A 16,985-nucleotide genomic window follows, 5' to 3' on the forward strand; every position below is an offset into this window, starting at 1 on the left:
AGGGGCCAATCAAGGCGCGGCGCGCAGCCCGCATTGATATGCGGGCCAGCGGTGCAACGCTGAGTGGCCCCTGGCGGCGGGCCTTCCCTTCGGGTTGTGGCCAGAAAGCCTGCGCGCGGCGTTGCAAATCCTTGCCGGGTATAGAACCCGGCTGCGGTTTGCGCCTTGCTCGCAGGCTTTCTGGCCACAACGAGGCCTGCTCCCGTAGCGTGAACAGGCCCTAGTCGGTGGCGTCGATGAAGAACACCAGGCTGTCGCCCGCCGACACGGTACCGAGCACGAAGCTGTCGCCGTACGCGCTGCCGTGGCTGCTGAGGCCGGCGGCATGGTCCACGCCGTTGATGCGCACGCCAACGAGATCGGTGTAGCCGCCGGCCAGGCCGGTGTAGTAGCCCACCAGCTCACCGCTGGCCTGGGCGACGAAGCTGCTCGACGGCGCCTCGTGCCCGGCGTTGGGATAGGCGGCGGGCGCGGCTTGCGCCACCAGGCTCAGCAGACCGGCGGCCACGGCGGTCAGGCCTCGTGCAACGATGTTCATCGGCGCTCTCCACGGGGATTCGGACGCGAGGATAGGCGTTGGGTAGCGCTATCAACGCCCCTAAGGCTAGGCAAACGCCGTGGTGCGTGGAGCCCCTTGTCCGACACGGGCGACGGGGTGGGCGCCGTGGGTTAAATTGCCCCGATGGCAGGTGCAGTGGGCAGGAAGCAAATGGGTGGGCGAGTCTTGAACGCGATCGTGGCGCTGTTGATGGCCGCGTCGCTGAGCGCGGACGCGGCGCCCGCCACGGCACCTGCCCCGGCCGACAGCGACCTGGCCGTCCAGGCCCGCGACGCCTGGGTGAAGCGCGACCGCAAGCGCCTCGCCGCCCTCGTTGACGCCGCCCGCACGCAGAACCACCCGCTGGCCGGCTGGGTCGAGTACTTCGATCTCAACGCGCGGCTCCTCGAGGTGCGGCAGCCCGAGATGGACGACTTCTACGCGCGCTACGCCGGCAGCTACGTCGAGGACCGGCTGCGCAACGACTGGCTGCTGGAGCTGGGCCGGCGCCGCGACTGGGCGGCCTTCCGCAGCAACCACACGAACTACCAGATGCGCGACGACCGCGAGGTCGCATGCTACGCGCTGCTGGCCGAGCACCTGTCCGGCAACAAGGTCGCCCCGGATGCCGCCCGCGCCGCGTGGATGGCGCAGAAGGACGGCGACGACGGCTGCAACTGGCTCGCCACCACTTTCGTCGAGGCCGGCCAGTTCAAGCCGGACTGGCCGTGGGTCAAGGCGCGCCAGGCCATCGAGCAGGGCCGCCCGCGCGCGGCGAAGCAGGCCGTCGCGCTGCTGGCCAACAAGGCGCTGGACCAGAAGCTCGCCGAGCTGCAGGACAACGCCGGCCGCTACCTGACGCGCAGGGCCCGCACCTCGCCGCGCAACGACGCGGAGCTGACCGCGCTGGCACTGGCCCGCGTGGCCGCCAACGACCCTGACCAGGCCGGCGACGTGCTGCAGGAGAAGTGGAGCAAGCTGCCCAAGGACCTGCAGGCCTGGCTGTGGGTGCAGATCGGCCGCCAGTCCGCGCTGAAGCTGCAGGACGACGCGCCGGCCGCATTCGAGCGCGCCCGCAAGCTCGCGCCCGACGCGGAGTGGAGCGACGACGCCCTCGCCTGGGCCGCTCGCGCGGCGCTGCGCGCCAAGCAACCCGCCGCCGCGCTGCGCGCCATCGAGCAGATGAACGCCAACGACCAGCGCGAGCCGGCCTGGATCTACTGGCGGGCCCGCGCGACGCGCATGCAGGGCGACGCGCCTGCCGCGCGCGCCCAGCTCGCCACGCTGGCAACGACACCGCTGAACTACTTCGGCCGCCTGGCTGCCGAGGACCTGGCCCTGCCGACGCCGCTGCCTCCGGCGCCGGCACCGCTGACGGCCGACGAGCGCCGCGCCGCGCGCAGCAACCCGGGCCTGGCGCGCGCACTGCTGGCCATCAGCCTGGGCCTGCGCAGCGAAGGCGTGCGCGAATGGAACTTCACGCTGCGCGGCATGAGTGACCGCCAGCTGCTGGCGGCCGCGCAGGAGGCCTGCGACCGCGAGGTCTGGGACCGCTGCATCAACACCAGCGAGCGCACGAAGACCGAGATCGACATCACGCAGCGCTACCCCCTGCCCCACCGCGCGGAGCTGATGCGCGAGTCGCAGACCGCGTCGCTGGACCCTGCCTACGTCTACGGCCTGATCCGCCAGGAGTCGCGCTTCGTGCTGGACGCACGCTCCCACGTCGGCGCGGCGGGGCTGATGCAGGTCATGCCCGCCACGGCCAAGTGGACGGCCAAGAAGGTCGGCATCAACTACGACGCCGAGCTGATGCACGACCGCGACTTCAACCTGCGCATCGGCACCAGCTACCTGAAACTGGTGCTGGACCGCTTCGACGGTGCTCAGGCCCTGGCCGCCGCCGCCTACAACGCCGGCCCCAACCGCCCCGCGCGCTGGCGCGACGGCCCCGTCATCGACGCCGCGATATGGGTTGAAAACATCCCGTTCAACGAGACGCGCGACTACGTGCGCAAGGTGCTGCTGGGCGGTGCGGTCTACGCGCAGATCCTGGGCCTGCCGACGACCAAGGTGCGCGAACGCCTGGGCCTCAGCATTGGCCCGGCGGGCAGCCGCGAGGCCGATATCAGCGATGTACCGCCACCGGCAGTGGGAGGAAACGCGCCATGAGCCTGTCCATCCTCGTTCTCGGCGGCAGCGGCTTTGTCGGCCAGGCGTTGTGCGAGCAGCTGACACGCCGGCTCGGCGCCGGCGTGCGCATCACGGTGCCCACGCGCCGCCTGCCGCACGCCCGGGCCGTGCAGAGCCTGCCCGGCGTCACCGTCGTGCAGGCCGACGTCTTCCGCGACCTGCCCGCGCTGGTGGCGGGCCAGGACGCCGTCGTCAACCTCGTCGCCATCCTGCAGGGCAGCGCCGCGGCCTTCGAGCATGTGCACATGGAACTGCCCCGGCGCCTCGTTGCGGCCATGAACACCGCTGGCGTGCGCCGGCTGGTGCACGTCAGCGCCCTGGGCGTGGCGGAGCACGCGCCGTCGCGCTACCTGCGCAGCAAGGCCGCCGGCGAGGCGGTGCTGCAGGTCGCAACACAGACCGGCAGACTGGACCTGACGCTGGCGCGGCCCTCGCTCGTCTTCGGCCGAGGCGACCGGAGCGTCAACCTGTTCGCACGGCTGCAGCGGCTCTTCCCGCTGATGCCGCTGGGCGGCGCCGACGCGCGGCTGCAGCCGGTGTGGGTGCAGGACCTGGCGCGGGCCCTGGTGGAGATGCTGCTGCGCCCCGAGGCCATCGGCCAGACCTACGAGATCGCCGGCCCGCGCGAGCTGACGCTGGGCGAACTCGTGCGGCTGGCAGGCCGCATCGCCGGCCATGCGCGCCCAGTGCTGCCACTGCCCGGACCCTTGGCCACGCTGCAGGCGCTGGCCATGGAATGCCTGCCCGGCGAGCCGCTGCTGTCGCGCGACAACCTCGCCTCGCTGCGCGTGCCCAACGTGCCTGGCGGCGCGCTGCCGGGTCTGGCGGCGCTGGGCATCACGCCCACCTCGCTGGAGGCCGTGCTGCAGGACTATCTCGCACCAGGCCAGGGTGTCGCCCGGCTCGACGCCTGGCGTGCCAGGCATTAATCCGTTGCGCATTGCTCATCGCACGCACGGCCTGCGGTGCGTAAGCTCCACGGTCCCTACCCACGAGGCCCCATGAAGCTCTACATCGGCAACAAGAACTACTCGTCCTGGTCCATGCGCGCTGGCGTGCTGCTGGCGGCCTTCGGCATTCCGTTCGACGAGGTCAAGCTGCGGCTGGACTACGGCAACCCGGCATCGGACTGGCACCGCGTCATCGCCGCCATCACGCCGACGAAGCAGGTGCCGGTGCTCGTGGAGGACGACGGCTTCGCCGTGTGGGACACGCTCGCCATCACCGAGTTCGTTGCCGACCGCCACCCCGAGCTGCCGATCTGGCCGCGCGACGCGAAGGCGCGCGCCCGCGCGCGCAGCCTGTGCGCCGAGATGCATGCCGGCTTCACGCGGCTGCGCACCGTCTGCCCGATGAACATCGAGGCCTTCTTCCCCGAGGTCGGCGCCAAACTGTGGGCCGAGGACGAGGTGCTGCGCGCCAACGTGGCACGGCTGGAGGCGGCCTGGGCCGACGCGCTGCAGGCCAGCGGCGGCCCCTTCCTGTTCGGTGCGTTCAGCGCGGCGGACGCCTTCTTCGCGCCGGTGGCCATCCGCCTGAGCCGCTACGGCCTGCCCGTGTCGGACACGGCCGCCGCCTACCGCGACGCGCTGCTGGCCCACCCGGCCGTGGAGGACTGGATTGCCGACGCGCTGCGCGAGCAGGACTTCCTCGCCCACACCGAGCCCTATCGCCAGTCACGCTGACCATGCTGGAACTCCGCCCCTGCTGCGAGCACTGCGCGGTGACGCTCGCGCCCGACTCGCTGGAGGCCCGCATCTGCAGCTTCGAGTGCACGTTCTGCGTGAACTGCGCGGAGGGCCTGCTGGGCAACGTCTGCCCCAACTGCGGAGGCGGCTTCGTGCCGCGGCCCATCCGGCCGGCCCGGAACTGGAAGGGCGACAACTACTTGGGCCGGTACCCGGCGCGGACCGAGCCCAAGCTGCGCCCGGTCGACCTGGAGGCCCATGCGCGCCTGGTCCGATCGCTGGCGGGGCTGGAACCCGAGGCCCGCTGAGCGGCCCTGCACGCACGAATCACGCGGCCCGCTCAGGGCTCGTGCCGGCGGGCACCCAGCCGGCCCGCGGCGGATTGAAGACCGCCCGAGGCCAGCCTCAGGCTGCCCGCACGGCCCAGCCCGAAGGGCGGCATGTTGACGTAGACGTTCTCATAGCGCCCCGGTGAGACGGCATAGGTCTCGTGCCAGATGCCGACGGTGCCGTCGGTGCCCACCGCCTTGTTGAAGGCCTGCCAGGCAGGCAGGTGCTGGGCCTCGCGGTCCTTGGCATAGGCCAACAACTGGTCCATGGAGCGCCAGTACTGCACCATGATCAGCGTCCGACCGAACCAGGACTCGGCATGGATGAAGCCCAGCTCCGGCTGCCGGTACAGCTCCTTGAGCATCTTCGGCATGGCCGAGGCGACCGGCAGCCACTTGTGGACCTTCCAAGGCTTGTTGATGCGCATGCCGATGAGGAAGACGACGAAGTCGCCCTCCAGGTTGGCCGTCACGCGGTCGCGTCGAATCATGAGGGGCTCCGGAGACGATGACCGCTTGTCGTTCACCCATGTGATTTGAACGCGGCCGCATGACAGCCGGCCGCGCAGAATGCAGCCATGCCCCACTTCAAGACCTACCTCGTCGGCGGTGCCGTCCGTGACCGCCTGCTGGGCTTGCCGGTGCAGGACCACGACTGGGTCGTCGTCGGCGCGTCGCCGCAGGACCTGCTGGATGCCGGCTACCAGCCCGTCGGCAAGGACTTCCCGGTCTTCCTGCACCCGAAGACGCATGAGGAAGCGGCCCTCGCCCGCACCGAGCGCAAGACGGCCGCGGGCTATCACGGCTTCGCCTTCCATACGGCGCCGGACGTCACGCTGGAGCAGGACCTCGCCCGCCGCGACCTGACGATGAACGCGATGGCCGAGGACGACGCCGGCCAGATCATCGACCCCTACGGCGGCCAGCGCGACATCGCCGCCAAGGTGCTGCGCCACGTGTCGCCGGCCTTCGCCGAAGACCCCGTGCGCATCCTGCGGCTGGCCCGCTTCGCGGCGCGCTTCGCCGACTTCACCGTCGCGCCCGAGACCGTGGCGCTGATGCGCGCGATGGTCGACGCCGGCGAGGTGGACGCGCTGGTCGCCGAGCGCGTCTGGCAGGAGCTGTCGCGCGGGCTGATGGAGAAGAAGCCGTCTCGCATGCTGGAGGTGCTGCGCGACGCCGGCGCGCTGAAGAGGCTGCTACCGGAGGTCGAGGCGCTCTACGGCGTGCCGCAGCCCGAGGCACATCACCCGGAGATCGACACCGGCATCCACCTGCAGATGGTGCTGGACCAGTGCGCGCTGCAGGGCGCGCCGCTGACCGTGCGCTACGCCTGCCTGTGCCACGACCTCGGCAAGGGCACCACGCGCCAGGAGGAGCTGCCACGCCACATCGGCCACGAGGGGCGCAGCGAGAAGCTGGCACGCGGCGTGAGCGCGCGCTGGAAGGTGCCCACCGACTGCCGCGAGCTGGCCGAGCTCGTCGCCCGCGAGCACACGCACGTGCACCAGAGCGGCGGCTTCGGCACCGAGGCGCGGCTGCGGCTGCTGGAGCGCTGCGACGCCTGGCGGCGGCCGGACCGCTTCGCCGAACTGCTGTGGGCCTGCGAGTGCGACGCCCGCGGCCGGCTCGGCCTGGAGGGGCGCGACTACCCGCAGCGCGCCCGCCTGGCCGCCGACTTGGCCGCGACGCAGCAGGTGGACCTGGCCGCCGCCAGCGCTGCCGCCATCGCGCGCGGCGCCAAGGGGCCGGACATCGGCCGCGCCGTGCAGCGCGCGCGGCTCGACGCGTTGCACGCTTCGGCAGCCGGCAACGTGACTTCTGGCCAGGGCTGAAACGGCCGAGTCCACACTGGGGTTTTTGCTTTCCTTCACGAGATCGTTAGCTAGCTAACGGTTACAGTGATCGACTTTGCCGGCCGCCTGCCGGCAGCAAGCTAAGCACAGGGGTCGGCATGAGGGTTGCGGGATTCGAACGAGTGGCTGCATGGGCGCTGTCGGCGCTGGCACTGGGCGCAATGGGCGTGGGTCTGACGGGCTGCGGCCAGTCCAACGGCCAGACCGCCGCGGCCGCGCCGCCGCCGCCCGAGGTGGGCGTCGTCACAGTGGCCCCGGGGCAGGCTGACCTCGCAGCCGAGCTGCCGGGCCGGCTGGAAGCCTTCCGCGTCGCACAGGTGCGCGCCCGCGCGGCCGGCATCCTGCAGAAGCGCCTGTTCACCGAAGGCAGCGACGTGAAGGCCGGACAGGTCCTGTTCGAGATCGACGCCGCGCCCTACCGCGCCACGCTCGCCAGCGCACAGGCCACGCTGGCCCGCGCCGAGGCCAACCTGGTGCAGGCCCAGGCGCTGGCCGACCGCTACGCGCCGCTGGCCAAGACCCAGGCCGTCAGCCAGCAGGAGGCGCTGAACGCGCAGGCCGCCGCGCTGCAGGCCAAGGCCGACGTCGCCGCTGGCAAGGCCGCCGTGCAGACGGCGCAGATCAACCTCGGCTACGCCACCGTCACGTCGCCCATCGCCGGCCGCATCGGCCGCGCACTGGTCACCGAAGGCGCGCTGGTGGGCCAGGGCGAGGTCACGCAGCTGGCCGTCGTGCAGCAGATCGACAAGCTCTACGTGAACTTCACGCAGTCGGCCGCCGAGGTCATGCGGCTGCGCCAGGCGCTGGCCGACGGCAAGCTGCAGGGCGCCGGCAAGGACGCCGCCAAGGTGCAGGTGCTGCTGGAGGACGGCAGCGTCTATCCGCAGCCGGGCAAGCTGCTGTTCTCGGACCTGAGCGTGGACCCGAGCACCGGCCAGATCACGCTGCGCGCCGAGCTGCCCAACCCCAAGGGCCTGCTGCTGCCGGGCCTGTACGTGCGCGTGCGCCTGGCGCAGGCCGAGGTGGACGGCGCCGTGTGGCTGCCGCAGCAGGCCGTCGCACGCGGCGCGACCGGCGCAAGCGTGCTGGTGGTGGCCGACGACGGCAGCGTCAGCGCGCGCCCGGTCAAGCTGGGCCCGGCCCAGGATGGCAAGGCGCTGGTGCTGGGCGGCCTGAAGGCCGGCGAGAAGGTCATCGTCGATGGCCTGCAGAAGACCAAGGCCGGCGGCAAGGCCCGGCCGGTGGCCTGGGCGCCGGCGGGTTCCGCGCCGGCAGCGCCGGCCTCGGCGGCGTCGCGCTGAGGGACTGACCGACCATGGCGCAGTTCTTCATCAATCGACCCATCTTCGCGTGGGTCATCGCCCTCTTCATCACGGTCCTCGGCGCGGTCGCGGTCACGCAGCTGCCGATCGCGCAGTACCCACCGGTGGCGCCGCCGTCCATCGTGCTGTCGGTCACCTATCCCGGCGCCTCCGCGCAGACGCTGGAGGACTCGGTCATCAGCGTCATCGAGCGCGAGATGAACGGCTCGCCCGGTCTCATCTACATGGAGGCCGTGGCCCAGGCCGACGGCACCGGCTCCATCACGCTGAGCTACGACCCGTCCACCAACCCCGACCTGGCCCAGGTCGACGTGCAGAACCGCTACGCCCGCGCCCAGCCGCGGCTGCCGCAGGCGGTCATCCAGCAGGGCGTGCGCGTCGACAAGGCCAACCCGAACTTCCTGCTGTTCATCATCCTGTCCAGCAGCAACCCGGACTTCGACCCCATCGCGCTGGGTGACTACGCGTCGCGCACCGTGCTGCCCGAGATCCAGCGCGTGCCGGGCGTGGGCCAGGGCCTGCTGTTCGGCACCGAGCGCGCCATGCGCATCTGGCTGGACCCGGCCAAGCTGGTGGGCTACAAGCTCGCGCCGGCCGACGTGAACGCGGCCATCCAGGCGCAGAACGCGCAGGTCAGCTCCGGCTCCATCGGCGACCTGCCCAACGTGCCGGGCCAGACCATCGCCGCCACGGTGGTGGTGCGCGGCCAGCTGACCAACGTCGAGCAGTTCGGCAACATCGTGCTGCGCGCCAACACCGATGGCTCCACCGTGAAGCTGAAGGACGTGGCCCGCATCGAGCTGGGGGCCGACAGCTACACCGGCCGCTCCACGCGGCTGAACGGCAAGCCGTCGGTGGGCGTGGGCGTGCAGCTGGCGCCGTCGGCCAACGCGCTGCAGACGGCCAAGCTCATCAAGCAGCGCCTGAAGGAGCTGCAGCCCTACTTCCCGGCCGGCGTGAAGGCCGACATCCCCTACGACAGCTCGCTGTTCATCGACATCTCGATCTCCCAGGTCGTCGAGACGCTGGTGGAGGCCGTGCTGCTGGTGTTCCTCGTGATGTTCCTGTTCCTGCAGAACATCCGCTACACCCTCATCCCGACGCTGGTGGTGCCCATCGCGCTGCTGGGCAGCTTCGCCACGCTGCTGGCCCTGGGCTTCTCGATCAACGTGCTGACGATGTTCGGCATGGTGCTGGTGATCGGCATCGTGGTGGACGACGCCATCGTCGTGGTCGAGAACGTCGAGCGCGTCATGAGCGAGGAGGGGCTGTCGCCGCTCAAGGCCACGCGCAAGGCCATGGGCCAGATCTCCGGCGCCATCGTCGGCGTGACCGTGGTGCTGATCTCGGTGTTCGTGCCGCTGGCCTTCTTCAGCGGCTCCATCGGCAACATCTACCGCCAGTTCTCGGCGGTGATGGTGTCGGCCATCGCGTTCTCGGCCTTCCTCGCGCTGTCGCTGACGCCGGCGCTGTGCGCCACGTTGCTCAAGCCAGTCGAGGCCGGCCACCACATCGAGAAGCGTGGCTTCTTCGGCTGGTTCAACCGCGGCTTCGCGCGCACGGCCAAGGGCTACGAGGGCTGGGTCGCGCGCTTCATCCACCGCGCGGGCCGCATGGCCATCGTCTACGCGGCCGTCATCGCGGCGGCGGTGCTGGTGTTCCAGAAGCTGCCGACGTCCTTCGTGCCCAACGAGGACCAGGGCAACATCCTCGTCAACATCCAGCTGCCGCCGGGCGCCACGCAGGCCCGCACGCTGGACGTGGTGCAGCAGGTCGAGGGCTACATGCTCAAGCAGCCCGAGGTGGAGAGCATGGTCGGCGTCGTCGGCTTCAGCTTCTCGGGCTCGGGCCAGAACGCGGGCCTGGCCTTCGTCACGCTCAAGCCCTGGAACGAGCGCCACGGCGCGGAGCACTCGGCGCAGGCGCTGGCGGCGCGGGCCTTCCCGGCGCTGGCCAAGGTGCGCGACGCCATCATCTTCCCCACCAGCCCGCCGCCCATCCGCGACCTGGGCCGGGCCAACGGCTTCGCCTTCCGCCTGCAGGACCGCAGCGGCCACACCCGCGCCGAGCTGCTCGCCGCCCGCAACCAGCTGCTGGCCGCCGCCGCCAAGAACCCGCTGCTGGCCGCGGTGCGCCCCGACGGCCTGGAAGACGCCGCCCAGCTGCAGCTGGACATCGACCGTGACCGCGCCCAGGCGCTGGGCCTCAACATCGGCGCCGTCAACGCCGTGCTGAACACGGCGCTGGGCTCCAGCTACGTGAACGACTTCCCCAACGCAGGCCGGCTGCAGCGCGTCATCGTGCAGGCCGATGCACCCGCGCGCATGCAGCCCGAGGACCTGCTGCGGCTGAACGTCATCAACGGCGCCGGCCAGCCGGTGCCGCTGTCGGCCTTCGCCACCAGCAAGTGGGTCACCGGCGCGATGCAGACCGTGCGCTACAACGGCTACCCGGCCATGCGCATCCAGGGCGAGCCGGCCAAGGGCGTGTCCACCGGCGTCGCCATCGCCGAGATGGAGAAGCTCGCGGCCCAGTTGCCCGACGGCTTCGGCTTCGAGTGGACCGGCCAGTCCCGCGAGGAGAAGCTCTCCGGCTCCACCGCGTTCATCCTGTTCGGCTTCTCGCTGCTGGCCGTTTTCCTGTGCCTGGCCGCGCTGTACGAGAGCTGGAGCATCCCGCTGTCGGTGCTGCTGGTCGTGCCGCTGGGCGTGCTCGGCGTGGTGCTGGGCGCGACCTTCCGCGGGCTGGAGAACGACGTCTACTTCAAGGTCGGCATGATCACCATCATCGGCCTGTCGGCCAAGAACGCCGTGCTCATCATCGAGTTCGCGAAAGACCTGCAGGCCCACGGCCGCAGCGTGTTCGACGCGGTGCGCGAGGCGGCCCACCTGCGCTTCCGCCCCATCATCATGACCTCGCTGGCCTTCATCCTCGGCGTGCTGCCGCTGGTGCTCGCCAGCGGTGCGGGCTCGGCCAGCCAGCGCGCCATCGGCACCGGCGTGATGGGCGGCATGCTGTCCGCGACGCTGCTGGCGGTGTTCTTCGTGCCGGTGTTCTTCGTCGTCGTGCGCAGGTTCTTCCCCGGCAGCGAAAGGCAGCGCCGGCGCGATGCCCACGAGTCCGAGGAAGAGTCGGGGAGCCAGGCATGAAGACCACGCTGACCCTCATCGCCGCGGCCGCCCTGCTGGCCGCCTGCGCCGGCCCCGAGCCCAAGCGTCCCGTCGCGTCCGAGGCCGCCGCCGCCGCGGTGCCGGCTGCATTCCCGCAGGCCGGCGGCCCGAGCGCCACGGATGCGGTCGACCTGCCCTGGGCCCAGGCCTTCAAGGGCGAACGGCTGCGCAAGCTCATCCCGCTGGCGCTGGCCAACAACCGCGACCTGCGCATCGCCGCGCTCAACATCGAGACGGCCCGCGCCGCGGCCGCCACCCGCGATGCCGACCTCTGGCCCACCGTCAACGCCGGCATCAGCGGCTCGCGCACGCCGACCGCAGCCGGCGGCATCAACAGCCTGTACCAGGCCGGCCTGCAGGTCTCGGCCTACGAGCTGGACCTGTTCGGCCGCCTGCGCGGCCTGAGCGCCTCGGCTGCGGCCCAGGTGCTGGCCGCACAGTCCAACCAGCAGGCCGTGCGCACGGCGCTGGTGGCCAGCGTGGCCAACGCCGAGATCGCGCTGCAGGCCGACGAGGCGCTGCTGAAGATCACCCGCAGCACGCTGGACACGCGCGAGCAGTCGCTGGCGCTGACCCGCCAGCGCTTCGATGGCGGCGTCGCGGCCGAGCTGGACCTGCGCACGGCCGAGTCCTCGCTGCAGGCCGCCCGCGCGGCCTACGCGCAGGCGCAGCGCCAGCGCCAGCTCGACGAGAACGCCCTCGCGCTGCTGATCGGTGGCCCGCTGCCGGCCGACCTGCCGGCGCCCACCGGCGACCTGGCGGACTTCGAGCCGCTGGCCGAACTGCCGGCCGGCCTGCCCGCCGAGGTGCTGACGCGCCGGCCCGACGTCCGCCAGGCCGAGTTCCAGCTCCGCGCGACGGACGCCAACATCGATGCCGCCCGCGCCGCCTTCTGGCCCCGCATCACGCTGACCGGCAGCGTCGGCACGGCCAGCGGCCAGCTGTCGGACCTGTTCAAGCACTCGGCCTGGAGCTTCGCGCCGTCGCTGGTGCAGCCGCTGTTCGACGCCGGCCGCAACCGCGCCAACCTGGAGAGCGCCCGCGCGTCCCGCGACATCGCGCTGGCCCAGTACGAGAAGGCCATCCAGACGGCCTTCCGCGAGGTCGCAGACGGGCTGGCCGGCCGCGCCACGCTGGCCGAGCAGCGCACGGCGCTCGCCGCCCAGGTGGACGCCGAGACGCGCCGCCTGAGCGTGACCGAACAGCGCTACACGGCCGGCGTGTCCAGTGCCCTGGACCGCCTGGACGCGCAGCGCTCGCTGTTCGCCGCGCAGCAGACGCTGGTGCAGGTGCAGAGCCAGCGCGCGCAGAACCTCGTCGTGCTCTACCGGGCGCTCGGCGGCGGGAACTAGACGCCATGCGCGCCTGGGTGCTCGCCATCGCGTGTGCCAGCCTGCTGCCCACCGCACAGGCCCAGGAGACGCTGCGCGAGCGCCTGAAGGCGCGCATCGAGCAACGCCGCGCCGACAAGGCCGCAGAGCCCAAAGGCGGCGGCCTGCAGGAGCTGCAGGTGCAGGGCCGCAAGGTGCTGGTGCACCTGCCGGCCGGCTACGACGCGAGCCGCCCTGCCCCGCTGGTGCTGGCCTTCCACGGCGGCGGCGGCCATGCCGGGTACATGGCAGACGACACGCACTACGGCCTGCAACGCAAGGCCGACGAGGCCGGCTTCGTCGTCGCCTTCCCGAACGGCTACAGCAAGCTGCCCGGGGGCAGGTTCGCCACCTGGAACGCCGGTGGCTGCTGCGGCGATGCGCGCGACCGCGGCATCGACGACGTGGCCTTCGCGCGCGCCGTCGCCACAGCCATCGAAGGCCGCTACAGCATCGACGCGAGCCGCGTGTTCGCCACCGGCATGTCCAACGGCGGCATGCTGAGCCACCGCCTGGCCTGCGAGGCGGCCGACGTGTTCCGGGCCGTCGCGTCCGTCGCCGGCACCGACGCGACGGCGACATGCACGCCCAGCCGCCCGATCTCGGTGCTGCACATCCACGCCCGCGACGACGACCACGTGCTCTTCAACGGCGGCGCCGGCCCGAACGCCTTCCGCGACGAGAGCAAGGTCATGAGCTTCGTCTCGGTGCCCGAGACCATTTCTCGCTGGGTGCAGCGCGACCGTTGCACCGCGCCGGCGCAGCGCACGCTCGACAAGCCCGGCGCCACCTGCGAAGCCTACACCGACTGCGCCGGCGGCACCCGCGTGCAGCTGTGCGTCACCGAGACCGGCGGCCACTCCTGGCCCGGCGCCGGCAGCGTGCGCCGCGGCAAGGAAGCGGCCTCGCAGGCACTGGACGCCGACGACGAGATCTGGCGCTTCTTCGAGCAGGTCTCGCGCTAGCCCGCGCCTTCGCCGTGTGCCCGCCCTCCCTGCCCTTCCGTCCCTGCCTGGCATCAGCCCACACCAGAACTTGACAACGTTGTCGGCCGTCGTACATTTCAGTTTGAAAGCGCTTTCAAATATGCAAACCGCCACTTCTCTGCGCCTCCTGTCCGCCACGCTGCTGCTGGGCGCCAGCCTCGCCACGCACGCCGGCCCGCCCGCCATCTACGACGAGGGCGCGGACGCCAAGGCCGCCATCCAGACCACGCTCAACGAGGCCGCCCAGGCCAGGCTGCCCGTGCTGGTCGTCTTCGGCGCCAACTGGTGCGGCGACTGCCGCATGCTGGACAACACCTTCAAGCACGGCCCCAGCGCCCCGCTGATCGCCAAGAGCTTCAAGGTCGTCAAGGTGGATGTGGGCCGCTTCGATCACAACGTCGACATCGCTGAGCGCTACCGTGTGCCGCTGAAGAAGGGCATCCCCGCCGTGGCCGTGTTGTCGCCGCAGGGCAAGCTGCTCTACGCCACCGAAGGGGGCGAGCTGGCCGACGCCCGCGCCATGGGCGACCAGGGCGTCTACGACTTCTTCACCCGCATCACCGCGTCTTCCGCTCCTCCCGCCAAGTGACCGCTTCCTCCCTCGCCGGCGCCGCCAAGGCCACCACCGCCTCCCTCGCGGCCGCGTCCATCGCCCTGCGCACACAGTTCTTCGTCATGGGCGTGCTGTTCGCCACCTGGGGCGTGCACGTTCCTATCGTCAAGGCCCACTACGGCCTGCGCGAGCAGTCGCTGGCACTGGCCATGCTGGCCAGCGGCGTCGGCGCGCTGGCGGCGCTGGCCTACGCGGGCCGCATCGTCGGCCGCTTCGGGCCGCGCGTCATCGCGTCCGTGATGGGCTGCGTGAGCTGCGTGGCCATCGCGTCGCTGGAGCTCTCGACGGCCTACGCCGCGCTGCTCGTCGTCATGCTGGTGTTCGGCAGCTTCGGCAGCCTGTTCGACGTCTCGCTGAGCACCGAGGCCAGCGAGATCGAGCGCCTCACGGGCAAGCCGCTGATGAGCGGCTTCCACGGCATGTTCAGCCTCGGCGGCATGGCCGGCGCCAGCCTGGGCAGCGCCGCACCGGCGCTGGGCCTCACGCCACAGGCCCACCTGCTGCTGGCCACGGGTCTGAGCGCCATCGCCGTGCTCGTCGCCGGCCGCGCAATGCTCCCCGTGCCGAAGAACGAGGGCGACGGCGAGAAGCCCCCGCTGAGCCTGCCGCGCGGCCCGCTGATGCTGCTGGGCGTGCTGGCGGCCATGGGCCTCATCGCCGAGGGCGCCATCTACGACTGGAGCGTGCTGTTCATGAAGCAGGAGCGCGCAAGCAGCGCCAGCACCGCAGCCCTCGCCTACGCCGCCTTCAGCGCCGCGATGGCCAGCGGTCGCTTCGCCGGCGACTGGGTGCGCGCCCGCATGGCGCCGCGCCGCCTGCTGCGCGCCAGCGGCGCCCTGGCCGCGGCCGGCATGGCGCTGACGCTGGCCGTGCCGTCACCCGCCGTGGGCCTGGTCGGCTACGCCCTCGTCGGCCTGGGCCTGTCCAACGTCGTGCCGATGCTGTTCAGCGCCGCGTCGCAGGTGCCCGGCATCTCACCGGCCCACGGCATCGCCGCCGTGTCCGGCGTGGGCTACCTCGGCATGATGGCCGGCCCGCCGCTGATCGGCCTCATCGCCGAGCACTCGTCGCTGACCTTCGGCCTGCTGGTGGTCGTCGTGTTCGCGGTGTTCATGGGGCTGTCGGCGAAGCGGGCGCTGCGGGGCTGAGCCGCGAGCGGCGCCCCGCCATCCGCCCAGGGTTGAGCGGCGAGCTCCGCCTCAGCTCACACGGCCGCTTCGGCATGCGTCCGGCGCCCCTGCCGAGCGCACAACAGAGCCGCCACTTGCTCGGGCAGGTCGTTGTCGAAGCTCATCAGCAGGTCGGAAGACTGGCCCGCAGCGGCGGCCTTCAGCACCGCGGCCACGCAGGCCTTATGCGCATCGGTGGCCGGCTGCCCGAGCTTGGCCTCCAGCAGCGCGACGGTCTCGTTGCGCAGGCGATCCGAGCCCAACACGTGCCACGCGTAGTCGACTTCATACCGTTCCACGGCGTCCTTCAGGCTTTCGCCATCCAGCCGGGACTCTTGCGCGAAGAGGGTCAGCGTGCGGGTGCAGAGGCTCCTGGCGACGAGCGCCAGCAGTTCATCGTGCAGGGGAGTGCTTCCAGTGGCCACAGGCGGGTCCTTGACAGATCAATCAACCCACGGGGACTCGAAACTGCCCAAGGCCCATGGGCGGACCAGAGGACACCGGCGGCAACGCCGAGGCAACACCCGTAAAGCAAAAACCCCTGATTTCGATGGAAACCAGGGGCCTGCACTTTGGTGGCCAAGGGCGGAATCGAACCACCGACACGCGGATTTTCAAGGGGCATCCGCATGCGCGCTGTTACATATTCCGCACGCAACTATCTTCAAAATCAGGCACTTACGGATTTTTGAACCGCACTCTCGCGCTGTCAAACGCACCCATCCGCACCTGATGCCTGACCCGCTTGGCAGAAAAGTGTCACAAGAAACCGTCCACCCAACGAGTCTGCGACAAGTGTAGCAACCGGCGGTTTATCCAACCAGTTGCGCTCGCCGTGGTGTTGTAGAAAGCGCTAACATCGGCTCCGTATTCAGCTCCAATTCCGGAGCCTTTCATGCAAGCCATCCTTGCCGACGTCGCCGTCAGCATGTCCGAGTTCAAGAAGAACCCGGCCGCGGTGCTGCGTGAAGCCAAGTGCCGTCCGGTGGCCGTCCTCAACCACAACAAGGCAGCCTTCTACATGCTCCAGCCTGAGGTGTTCGAAGCCTTGATGGAAGAGCTGGGCGACCGCGATGTGTTGCACAAGGTCCGTGCTCGACTCGCTGACACCGGTCGCGCTGTCGAGGTGGGCCCGGGCGAGCTTTAGGCCCAAGGCACGGCCATCGGCGCAGCCTGCGGGGCAAGCAGCAGCGCGGGCACGCTGGTGGTCAATGCTGCGAGCGAGCATCCGGGCCTGGCGACATGCAGAGGCGGAAGTACAGGCTGACGGTCTTGCCCGAGCCGTGCGCTTGACCGGCACGAGCGCACAGCGGCGCGAGCGGCGATTGGCCGTATAAAACACGAATTTGAGTTTTATACGGCCAATCGTTGGCTGACAACGACTTAGCTGTGTTTTGACGCCCGGCGCAGGCCTGGACGGCGCCCTCTTCTTTCGCGCCCGGCTTGCTCGTGCCCCCCACTGGCTGTCATCGGCCGCTGTGGAAACCTGACTCGGGCCAGGGCGGGTTCAGTGCGGGGACGACCTTGCTTCTCGGTGCGAGTGCACACTTCTGTTAATAAGCCTGTAAATGCTGATGTTTCAATTTCGGTGACGAAAGGCTAAATGCCGGGCCATTCACTTTTCTCCATGTGTTGGCGCCGATCTAAATTTGACCCACCCTGCCGATTGAACTTTGACCCAGGGCTTGGGGCCGGCATCGGCTGACGCCGGCTGTGGACAACTGTAGCGCTGAGCTCGGTCAGCCCGCCTC

The 16,985-nt window shown here is 70.7% G+C and carries 15 protein-coding genes; 12 read left to right on the forward strand and 3 right to left on the reverse strand.

All coding sequences use genetic code 11. From position 1 onward, the window contains the following. Nucleotides 1-220: 220 nt before the first annotated feature. Nucleotides 221-538 (reverse strand): hypothetical protein, encoded by a 318-nt coding sequence (locus ACG04R_RS28030; RefSeq protein ID WP_394417984.1) that lies wholly within the window; start codon nucleotides 536-538, stop codon nucleotides 221-223. Nucleotides 539-724: 186 nt separating this feature from the next. On the opposite strand from ACG04R_RS28030, the gene ACG04R_RS28035 reads away from it, so the two are divergent. The 4 genes from ACG04R_RS28035 to ACG04R_RS28050 all read left to right on the forward strand — a co-directional run bounded on the left by ACG04R_RS28035 (nucleotide 725) and on the right by ACG04R_RS28050 (nucleotide 4,727). Further along, nucleotides 725-2,710: a lytic transglycosylase domain-containing protein gene (locus tag ACG04R_RS28035; protein ID WP_394417987.1), complete on the forward strand. Its 1,986-nt coding sequence runs from the start codon at nucleotides 725-727 to the stop codon at nucleotides 2,708-2,710. Further along, a complete protein-coding gene (locus ACG04R_RS28040; RefSeq protein ID WP_394417991.1) occupies nucleotides 2,707-3,660 on the forward strand; it encodes a complex I NDUFA9 subunit family protein in 954 nt (317 codons plus the stop codon). Before ACG04R_RS28035 ends, ACG04R_RS28040 begins: the two co-directional genes overlap by 4 nt. Nucleotides 3,661-3,732: 72 nt before the next feature. Continuing rightward, complete coding sequence (locus ACG04R_RS28045; RefSeq protein ID WP_394417994.1) at nucleotides 3,733-4,416, forward strand: glutathione S-transferase C-terminal domain-containing protein; 684 nt, start codon at nucleotides 3,733-3,735, stop codon at nucleotides 4,414-4,416. A gap of 2 nt (nucleotides 4,417-4,418) precedes the next feature. Then, the gene (locus ACG04R_RS28050) at nucleotides 4,419-4,727 is read left to right on the forward strand and encodes a DUF1272 domain-containing protein (protein ID WP_394417997.1); all 309 of its coding nucleotides are present in this window, start codon (nucleotides 4,419-4,421) and stop codon (nucleotides 4,725-4,727) included. A 32-nt stretch (nucleotides 4,728-4,759) separates the two neighbouring features. Here ACG04R_RS28050 and ACG04R_RS28055 read toward each other — a convergent pair whose 3' ends face one another. Continuing rightward, complete coding sequence (locus tag ACG04R_RS28055; RefSeq protein ID WP_394418000.1) at nucleotides 4,760-5,239, reverse strand: DUF4188 domain-containing protein; 480 nt, start codon at nucleotides 5,237-5,239, stop codon at nucleotides 4,760-4,762. An 87-nt stretch (nucleotides 5,240-5,326) separates the two neighbouring features. Here ACG04R_RS28055 and ACG04R_RS28060 point away from each other — a divergent pair, with 87 nt between their 5' ends. From ACG04R_RS28060 to ACG04R_RS28090, 7 genes are all read left to right on the forward strand, one after another. Then, the gene (locus ACG04R_RS28060) at nucleotides 5,327-6,583 is read left to right on the forward strand and encodes a multifunctional CCA addition/repair protein (protein ID WP_394418003.1); all 1,257 of its coding nucleotides are present in this window, start codon (nucleotides 5,327-5,329) and stop codon (nucleotides 6,581-6,583) included. Between the two features lie 119 nt (nucleotides 6,584-6,702). Further along, a complete protein-coding gene (locus tag ACG04R_RS28065) occupies nucleotides 6,703-7,905 on the forward strand; it encodes an efflux RND transporter periplasmic adaptor subunit (protein WP_394418006.1) in 1,203 nt (400 codons plus the stop codon). A gap of 14 nt (nucleotides 7,906-7,919) precedes the next feature. Next, entirely contained in the window at nucleotides 7,920-11,075 is a 3,156-nt protein-coding gene (locus ACG04R_RS28070; RefSeq protein WP_394418009.1) for an efflux RND transporter permease subunit, read from the forward strand. Further along, a complete protein-coding gene (locus ACG04R_RS28075) occupies nucleotides 11,072-12,448 on the forward strand; it encodes an efflux transporter outer membrane subunit (protein WP_394418012.1) in 1,377 nt (458 codons plus the stop codon). The genes ACG04R_RS28070 and ACG04R_RS28075 overlap by 4 nt, the downstream gene beginning before the upstream one ends. 5 nt (nucleotides 12,449-12,453) lie before the next feature. Continuing rightward, nucleotides 12,454-13,431 (forward strand): extracellular catalytic domain type 1 short-chain-length polyhydroxyalkanoate depolymerase, encoded by a 978-nt coding sequence (locus ACG04R_RS28080; protein WP_394418015.1) that lies wholly within the window; start codon nucleotides 12,454-12,456, stop codon nucleotides 13,429-13,431. A gap of 121 nt (nucleotides 13,432-13,552) precedes the next feature. Beyond that, entirely contained in the window at nucleotides 13,553-14,041 is a 489-nt protein-coding gene (locus ACG04R_RS28085; protein WP_394418018.1) for a thioredoxin family protein, read from the forward strand. Beyond that, nucleotides 14,038-15,213, forward strand: coding sequence for an MFS transporter (locus ACG04R_RS28090; RefSeq protein WP_394418021.1), 1,176 nt, complete (start codon nucleotides 14,038-14,040; stop codon nucleotides 15,211-15,213). Before ACG04R_RS28085 ends, ACG04R_RS28090 begins: the two co-directional genes overlap by 4 nt. A 56-nt stretch (nucleotides 15,214-15,269) precedes the next feature. On the opposite strand, the gene ACG04R_RS28095 is transcribed toward ACG04R_RS28090, so the two are convergent. Next, the gene (locus ACG04R_RS28095; protein ID WP_394418024.1) at nucleotides 15,270-15,659 is read right to left on the reverse strand and encodes a hypothetical protein; all 390 of its coding nucleotides are present in this window, start codon (nucleotides 15,657-15,659) and stop codon (nucleotides 15,270-15,272) included. 470 nt (nucleotides 15,660-16,129) lie between these two features. On the opposite strand from ACG04R_RS28095, the gene ACG04R_RS28100 reads away from it, so the two are divergent. Further along, entirely contained in the window at nucleotides 16,130-16,381 is a 252-nt protein-coding gene (locus ACG04R_RS28100) for a type II toxin-antitoxin system Phd/YefM family antitoxin (protein WP_394418027.1), read from the forward strand. Nucleotides 16,382-16,985: the final 604 nt, after the last annotated feature.

Origin of the sequence: Pelomonas candidula (assembly GCF_043555985.1) — a bacterium.
In the GTDB taxonomy this organism is placed as follows: Bacteria; Pseudomonadota; Gammaproteobacteria; order Burkholderiales; family Burkholderiaceae_C; genus Pelomonas; species Pelomonas candidula.